The 6,538-nt window shown below is 37.8% G+C and carries 9 protein-coding genes and 1 pseudogene; 7 read left to right on the top strand and 3 right to left on the bottom strand.

Annotation, left to right across the window (positions count from 1 at the left end; translation table 11 throughout):
- Nucleotides 1–453: 453 nt before the first annotated feature.
- From BFL47_RS18785 to BFL47_RS18775, 3 genes are all read left to right on the top strand, one after another.
- Complete coding sequence (locus tag BFL47_RS18785; RefSeq protein ID WP_069661329.1) at nucleotides 454–1,248, top strand: NIPSNAP family protein; 795 nt, start codon at nucleotides 454–456, stop codon at nucleotides 1,246–1,248.
- 178 nt (nucleotides 1,249–1,426) lie between these two features.
- Nucleotides 1,427–1,816: a helix-turn-helix domain-containing protein gene (locus tag BFL47_RS18780; RefSeq protein WP_069661328.1), complete on the top strand. Its 390-nt coding sequence runs from the start codon at nucleotides 1,427–1,429 to the stop codon at nucleotides 1,814–1,816.
- A gap of 47 nt (nucleotides 1,817–1,863) precedes the next feature.
- Nucleotides 1,864–2,739, top strand: a complete 876-nt coding sequence (locus BFL47_RS18775; RefSeq protein ID WP_069661327.1) for an aldo/keto reductase — start codon at nucleotides 1,864–1,866, stop codon at nucleotides 2,737–2,739.
- A 272-nt stretch (nucleotides 2,740–3,011) separates the two neighbouring features.
- On the opposite strand, the pseudogene BFL47_RS18770 reads toward BFL47_RS18775, so the two are convergent.
- Nucleotides 3,012–3,606: pseudogene (locus tag BFL47_RS18770) on the bottom strand (recombinase family protein).
- Between the two features lie 396 nt (nucleotides 3,607–4,002).
- Here BFL47_RS18770 and BFL47_RS18765 point away from each other — a divergent pair.
- The 4 genes from BFL47_RS18765 to BFL47_RS18750 are packed head-to-tail and all read left to right on the top strand — an operon-like array spanning nucleotide 4,003 to nucleotide 5,769.
- Entirely contained in the window at nucleotides 4,003–4,347 is a 345-nt protein-coding gene (locus tag BFL47_RS18765) for an ArsR/SmtB family transcription factor (RefSeq protein ID WP_069661326.1), read from the top strand.
- Nucleotides 4,325–4,783 carry an SRPBCC family protein gene (locus BFL47_RS18760; RefSeq protein ID WP_069661325.1) on the top strand — a complete coding sequence of 153 codons (459 nt, stop codon included), beginning with the start codon at nucleotides 4,325–4,327 and terminating at the stop codon, nucleotides 4,781–4,783. The genes BFL47_RS18765 and BFL47_RS18760 overlap by 23 nt, the downstream gene beginning before the upstream one ends.
- Nucleotides 4,784–4,790: 7 nt before the next feature.
- Entirely contained in the window at nucleotides 4,791–5,180 is a 390-nt protein-coding gene (locus BFL47_RS18755) for a DoxX family protein (protein ID WP_245681413.1), read from the top strand.
- A 10-nt stretch (nucleotides 5,181–5,190) separates the two neighbouring features.
- The gene (locus BFL47_RS18750) at nucleotides 5,191–5,769 is read left to right on the top strand and encodes a YdeI/OmpD-associated family protein (protein WP_069661324.1); all 579 of its coding nucleotides are present in this window, start codon (nucleotides 5,191–5,193) and stop codon (nucleotides 5,767–5,769) included.
- Between the two features lie 131 nt (nucleotides 5,770–5,900).
- Here the strand turns inward: BFL47_RS18750 and BFL47_RS18745 are convergent, their stop codons facing one another.
- Both BFL47_RS18745 and BFL47_RS18740 read right to left on the bottom strand, forming a co-directional pair.
- Complete coding sequence (locus BFL47_RS18745; RefSeq protein ID WP_069661323.1) at nucleotides 5,901–6,179, bottom strand: Txe/YoeB family addiction module toxin; 279 nt, start codon at nucleotides 6,177–6,179, stop codon at nucleotides 5,901–5,903.
- Nucleotides 6,180–6,182: 3 nt separating this feature from the next.
- A partial coding sequence (locus tag BFL47_RS18740; RefSeq protein ID WP_083257284.1) for a type II toxin-antitoxin system Phd/YefM family antitoxin occupies nucleotides 6,183–6,538 on the bottom strand: 356 nt, incomplete at its 5' end.

The raw sequence follows: 6,538 nt of genomic DNA, 5'->3' as shown, positions 1-6,538 counted from the left end.
TAAGTGTATAGCTATATTAGGACGAGACAACGGCTGTATACTTGCTTCTTTGGTTGTTCGTTGTTTCTGGCTTGGTTGCCTCTTAGTTGTTCGTCTCGAGGCGAAGCTAGAAGGGTGGACTGAGGAGCAAGTAGCGAGCATGGGAGGGTGAGTGGATATAGCCGGGTCGTTCTCAGTATACAGCAGGGTAGGAACTGGATAGTATGACCTTTTATTAAAAGAAGGTTAAAAAAGACTGAATCAAACAGGGTTTTGTGGCTTATACAATAGTACAGAAAGCCTTGGAAATTAATATAGAAGATGATCCAGGCTCATCTTTTTAAGATAAGTTAAGTTTATACGGCTGTAGTAATGTATAGATTAGATTTGAATAATAAATTGGTGAATTGAAACTTTCAAATAAATACAATCGTTATCCTTGTAAAATTCATGTTTGTTAAATTGACATCTAATATGAAAAGACGTTTTTTCGTAAAGACAACAATCCTAAGCAGTGCTGCTTCAGCATTACTACCGCGGATTGGATTTGCTCAACTTAAACCAAGGAATAAGACACTCCTATATTATGAACTTAGAACCTATACATTAAAGGATGCTAACCAGCAGAGCCTAGTGGAAGACTATTTTGAAAAAGCGGCAATTCCTGCCTTGAATAAACTAGGTATCAAAAACGTCGGTGTATTTACCGAACTTAAGCCTTCAGGACAATCGATATTGGTTGCGCTAATCCCTTATCAATCGCTACAGGAATTTGAAACGATAAATAATAGGCTTGAACAGGATAAACTGTATATTACTGAAGGTGCTGCATATTTGAATGCTCCGGCAACAGAACCGGCTTATGAGCGTATAAATAGTTCCTTACTTAAAGCCTTTAAAAACATGCCTGGCCTAGAGCTCCCACCGAAGAATAAACGTATTTTCGAGCTGCGTAGATATGAGCATGCGAATGAGGCGGCAGGAACAAAGAAACGTGAGATGTTCAATGATGCTGGTGAGATTAACATTTTCAAACGGCTAGGTTTTAAGCCAGTTTTCTTTGGAGAAACGATCATAGGAGAGGCTCGCCCTAACCTTATTTATATGGTTACCTTCGATGATATGGCCGCTCACGACCAGCACTGGAAATCTTTTGGTACTGATCCTGAATGGATGAAAATAAGTGTAATTCCGGAATATGCAAACTCAAAGCTTATATCCAATATAACGTCTACATTTCTTCAGCCTACGGAGTATTCGCAGATCTAGCTAGTTATTTAACGGTTAAAAAGAATTCATGAATTAGGCCACGACGAATGCATGAAAACTCTATATTATATTATCTAAGAAAACGACCCTTTTTTGATAACCTGCAGTTGTACCTTGACTCTTCACCATTTTGTGTTAATCCTTTAGTGTAATATTGCATGGATTATAAAAGACAGAAATGAAATCTGAAATTTTAGATGTAGATGTTTCGCGTAATGCTCAGATCGTAACTCAGTTCAGGCTGATCCTCAATAGTCATCTTGATGATGTTATAGCGGGTCGCACTGAGAAAATGTACGAAATAAGGGAGATCGCTGATATCATCGGAATTCATTCCGGTCATCTGAGTAAAGTAATTAAGTTAGAAACCGGTCAACATGCCTGCTATTTTTATGAGCAGCGCATCTTGGTTGAAGCGAAGAAACTTCTGGCTGATACAGCGTCGCCCATAGGCGTAATCGCTCATATGCTTGATTACGACGTATCGAATTTTACAAAGTTCTTTAAGAAATTTACAGGAACGACACCCTCTTCGTTCAGAAAATCATTAGCCAGCCGTCCTGAATAATCAGTTCGGATGCACACCGCAGGATAAAACAAGTAATCTATAAAAAAATGAATAATAAAACAATAATAATCGGAGCAGGGACGGCAAAGCCGTTAACCGTTTGTAAACCAGGGTACGGAACAATGCGTCTGACAGGTGAAGGTTTTTACGGCGAGCCAAAAGACCGGGAGGGTGCTATAGCACTGTTAAAAAAAGCAGCAGAACTGGGCGTAAACTTTTTTGACACGGCTGATTTTTATGGGCCGGGCGTGACCAACAGGCTTCTGTCAGAAGCGTTATATCCTTATGCTGCTGACATTATCATTGCGACAAAAGTTGGAGCTTCACGTGGAGTTGATAAAAGCTGGTTACCTTATGGAAAACCCGAAGAGCTTAGAATGAGCGTTGAAAATAACCTTAGAGAACTGAAACTTGAGCAACTTTCCCTGGTACACTATGGTAAGGCCGCACACAGTCCAGGTGATTACGAAGAGGGTTTGGAAACCATGATTGCACTTCAGAAAGAGGGTAAAATTCTGCATCTTGGTTTGAGCAACGCATCCGTAGAACAATTTGGTACAGCTATCAAAACCGCTAAAATCGCCAGCGTCGAAAATATGTACAGCTATACACAACGCGTTACCGATCCGGCCAGCCCGTTTGGGTTTCAGGGTGGCGAAGTACTGCCTCTGTGCGAGAAACACCAGATTCCATTTATTCCTTTCTTTTCATTGCAAACCTCATTGCCGGCCGGGCCGAACAAGATGCAGGAACTGGCGGGAAAAAAAGGTGTTACGGTCGCCCAGCTAAATATTGCGTGGCTGCTCCATCAGTCTGCATGGATTCTGCCAATACCTGGCACGACATCTGTTCAGCACCTGGAGGAAAACATCAAAGGAGCCGGAATTTCTTTATCTAAAGACGAGCTGGAATTTTTAGGATAGTTACGGACTCTAAGGGGGCAAATCAGATCCGCCCAAAGACGGCTCTGAAGTCGACCAGTCATTTTAACAAACCATTAAACCATAGTATAACCAGCGGAAATCGCAGTTTATACTATGGTTGTTATCTAAGGGGTAAACTTATAGATGACATTATATTACGACTGAAAAATTATAAAAATTGGTTTTCACTAAACGCGATACTATCATTATTCCCTCATTAAGTGGTTTCTGATTATGGTAAGATTTGAGCTGCCTGTATCCATGAACGTGATTTAAGCTTTAGCTTCTTTTACGTGTTTAATATATCGATAACAGGTCGCTATGGGCATCTGTAGTCTGTTAGCAATCTCTGAAATTGCATATTTTCCTGTATCATGTAGATCAAGTGCGGTCAATGCCAATTGCAAATTTTCAGGAGATAAGCCTTTTGGTCTCCCTCCCTTTTTTCCTCTTGCTCTTGCAGCATCAAGCCCCGCTTTAGTACGCTCACGTATAATCTCTCTTTCAAATTCTGCTAATGATGCAAAAATATTAAAAGTAAATCTACCGGTAGCTGTAGTGGTATCAATGTGGTCATGCAAGCTGATAAAATTCACCTCCTTTTCATTGAAAAGTGCAACCAGGTCAACCAGGTCCCTTAGAGAACGGCCAAGCCGATCCAATTTCCAAACAACAACCTGATCACCTTTTTTAAGATTCTTCAGAAGGTTTCTAAGTTCCGGTCTGTCTGTATTCTTCCCAGAAATCTTTTCCTGGTAGATTGTTATGCAATCCATATTCTGTAAGCGCTCTAGATTGAAGATCTAGATTTTGATCTGATGTACTTACCCTTGCGTAGCCTATTTTCGCGTAATAAATTATTATCAAAAACTCATTATCAAAAATACTAAAAAAGGCTTTGATTAATGGAATGAGTTTATGATAATCGGCAAAAAAGAAAAGATCGATCAGGCTTAATAGGGAAAGATTTGGTATGTTCAGTAGCGGTACCTCAGGGACAACAATCAATTATCAAAAAACGAGGGAACTGTGATAATGGAGTATACGAGTACCTTTATTCAATTATCACAATAACAATAATTTTCTATTTAGTCTATTTCAAAAAGCTAACAAGGCGATTGAATAGTCTTGATTACTATATCTGAAACCAATTTGATACACTTGAGTATTCCAATTAAATATCATAAATACTGCGATATATTTTTTAAAAAAACTTGTGTAGTTATATAACTACACTTATATTTGTAGTCAAATAACTTCATAATGAATCTAAGACGTGACGTATTTCAAGCCATTGCAGACCCAACACGAAGAGCAATACTTCTATTGCTAACATCGCAATCAATGACAGCAGGTGCAATAGCCTCTAATTTTAACACTGCTAGACCGACAGTTTCAAAGCATTTACAGATCCTGACTGAATGTGAATTAATCAAGCAAGAGCAGCTAGGGAGAGAAAATTATTATCATTTCAATCCAAATAAAATGAAAGAGATAGCTGACTTTATTGAACCCTTCAGGCAAATTTGGGATGTTAAATTTGATAAGCTCGAATCAGTAATGAATAAATATAAAACAACTCAGAATGGAACAAAAAACAAAGATTAAAGCCCAAGACGGCAAACAAGAATTGATTATTACCAGGGAGTTTAACTTACCTGTGGACCTACTTTTCAAAGCATATACGGAAGCTCAATTTATAGAGCAGTGGATGGGAACAAAAGTGCTGAAGCTCGAGAACAAGACTCATGGAAGTTATCAATTTGAAACTTCTTACAATGGCAATGTTGTGTTTAAAGCAAATGGAACTATTCACGAAGTTGAAGCAAACCATAGCATCATACGAACCTTTGAAATGGAAGATTCGCCTATCGGTGTCCAGCTTGAATTCCTGGACTTTGAAGAACTCACAAATGAGACCAGTAGACTCACCATCAAAATAATATATAAGTCGGAAAAGCATCGCGCAGAACAGCTAAAACTTCCTTTTGCTTATGGTCTAAACATGGCCCACAATACACTTCAAACTCTGATATTTGATTAAGCATAGCATGATAAACGAAAGAACAAAAACAATTTTATATTGGGTACTAACAGGCTTTCTAGCTTTTGGAATGCTTGCCCAAGGTTTCACACAAACGCTACATTTGAAAAGCTTTGTTGATTTGATTGTAGTGCAATTAGGCTATCCTTCTTATTTCTTAACTATTATAGGTATTTGGAAAATTCTTGGTGCTATCGCTATTCTTATTCCCGGTTTTGCTCTTCTCAAAGAATGGGCTTATGCTGGCTTTTTCTTTGTTATGTCTGGAGCATTGTTTTCACATCTTGCATTAAGAGATCCCGTACGAGATATATTACCTTCCGTATTACTACTAACTGTGATTGTTGGATCTTGGTACTACCGTCCCATCGATAGAAAAATAACTTTTAAAAACTAATCAGCAAAATATGAATTCAGACGTCAATTGGTTCTTTACGAAAACCACAAAGTGGCAAGAAGAATACTTAGAATTACGAATGTTGGCTTTAGATTGTGGGCTAACAGAAAAATTAAAGTGGGGATGCCCTTGTTACTCAATGGATAAAAGCAACGTTGTTTTGATTCACGGATTCAAAGACTATTGTGCGTTGTTATTTATGCAAGGTGCTTTAATGAAGGACGACAAAGGATTCTTAGTTCAACAAACGGTAAATGTGCAATCCCCCCGACAACTCCGCTTCAAAAATGTTGAAGAAATACTTAAAGGTAAATCAATTATCAAGTCTTATATAGAAGAGGCTATTAAAATTGATACAGCAGGCTTGAAAGTTCAATTAAAAAACACAGCAGAATATAGAATCCCTGAAGAATTCCAAACAGCGTTAAATGATATGCCTGAATTAAAGAATTCTTTTTATTCGCTTACACCTGGCAGACAAAGAGGTTACTTGCTTTGTTTTTCTTCTGCTAAACAAGTGAAAACTAGAGAAGCGCGAATTGAAAAATACTTACAGCATATCCTTGGCGGAAAAGGTTTAGATGACTAAGCCTATTATTATTATTATCAAAAATCGGTCGTTTTCTGAGTCAATCATTAATTCTATTTCTCTTTTCGTATTAGTGATTACCTAAGTATTCAAATCAAAAGTAGATTTATCCTTAAAAAGGATGCGCTTAACTATTTATCATCATAATGGAACCGGCATTGAATAATAGCGCATTGTTGGTCTTTACCCTTAGTTCCTGATACCTGATAAACCAAGCGATGCTCACCGATTATACGTCTGGACCAAAAACCTTTCAGATTATGCTTCAAAGCTTCAGGCTTTCCCAATCCATGAAATGGCGTCCTTTTTATTTCTCTTAATAAGTCTCTAACTTTTTTTTCTGCATCTTCATCGTTGTCCATCCAATATTCAAAGTCCTCCCAGGCCTCAGGCGTAAATACTATATTCATAGTCTATGCTTTCACATTGCTATCCTCATTAAGAGAAAATAACTTTGTATCACCTTTTTTTAGATTCTCCATAGAATGTTCAAGTCGTTTACGATTTGCTTTTGTTGACATCAAGTGCGAAGTTTCTACAAGGGCGTTATATTCCTTGATGGAAATTACCACAACAGCATCGTCCTCATTGTTGTTACGGGGAACAATCAAAATATCTTCAGTCTCACTTACTTCATCAAAGTAGGCTTTCATATTTGTTCGTAAGGAGGAAATAGTGACTGCTTTCATAGCTATATTAATGGTACATCCAAATGTACGTGATCTAATACATTTAAACAAATCATTGTTGTCCGATAAAAATAAACGGA

Origin of the sequence: Arcticibacter eurypsychrophilus, assembly GCF_001730525.1 — a bacterium.
In the GTDB taxonomy this organism is placed as follows: Bacteria; Bacteroidota; Bacteroidia; order Sphingobacteriales; family Sphingobacteriaceae; genus Arcticibacter; species Arcticibacter eurypsychrophilus.
The sequence above is the reverse complement of the archived record's forward strand: the minus strand, read 5'-3'. Positions and strand labels throughout refer to the sequence as shown.

What these genes read in the sequence shown, in the direction of transcription:
- BFL47_RS18785 (WP_069661329.1), top strand. Translation starts at nt 454, where the DNA reads ATGAAAAGACGTTTTTTCGTAAAGACAACAATCCTAAGCAGTGCTGCT.
- BFL47_RS18780 (WP_069661328.1), top strand. Translation starts at nt 1,427, where the DNA reads ATGAAATCTGAAATTTTAGATGTAGATGTTTCGCGTAATGCTCAGATC.
- BFL47_RS18775 (WP_069661327.1), top strand. Translation starts at nt 1,864, where the DNA reads ATGAATAATAAAACAATAATAATCGGAGCAGGGACGGCAAAGCCGTTA.
- BFL47_RS18765 (WP_069661326.1), top strand. Translation starts at nt 4,003, where the DNA reads ATGAATCTAAGACGTGACGTATTTCAAGCCATTGCAGACCCAACACGA.
- BFL47_RS18760 (WP_069661325.1), top strand. Translation starts at nt 4,325, where the DNA reads ATGGAACAAAAAACAAAGATTAAAGCCCAAGACGGCAAACAAGAATTG.
- BFL47_RS18755 (WP_245681413.1), top strand. Translation starts at nt 4,791, where the DNA reads ATGATAAACGAAAGAACAAAAACAATTTTATATTGGGTACTAACAGGC.
- BFL47_RS18750 (WP_069661324.1), top strand. Translation starts at nt 5,191, where the DNA reads ATGAATTCAGACGTCAATTGGTTCTTTACGAAAACCACAAAGTGGCAA.
- BFL47_RS18745 (WP_069661323.1), bottom strand. Translation starts at nt 6,179, where the DNA reads ATGAATATAGTATTTACGCCTGAGGCCTGGGAGGACTTTGAATATTGG.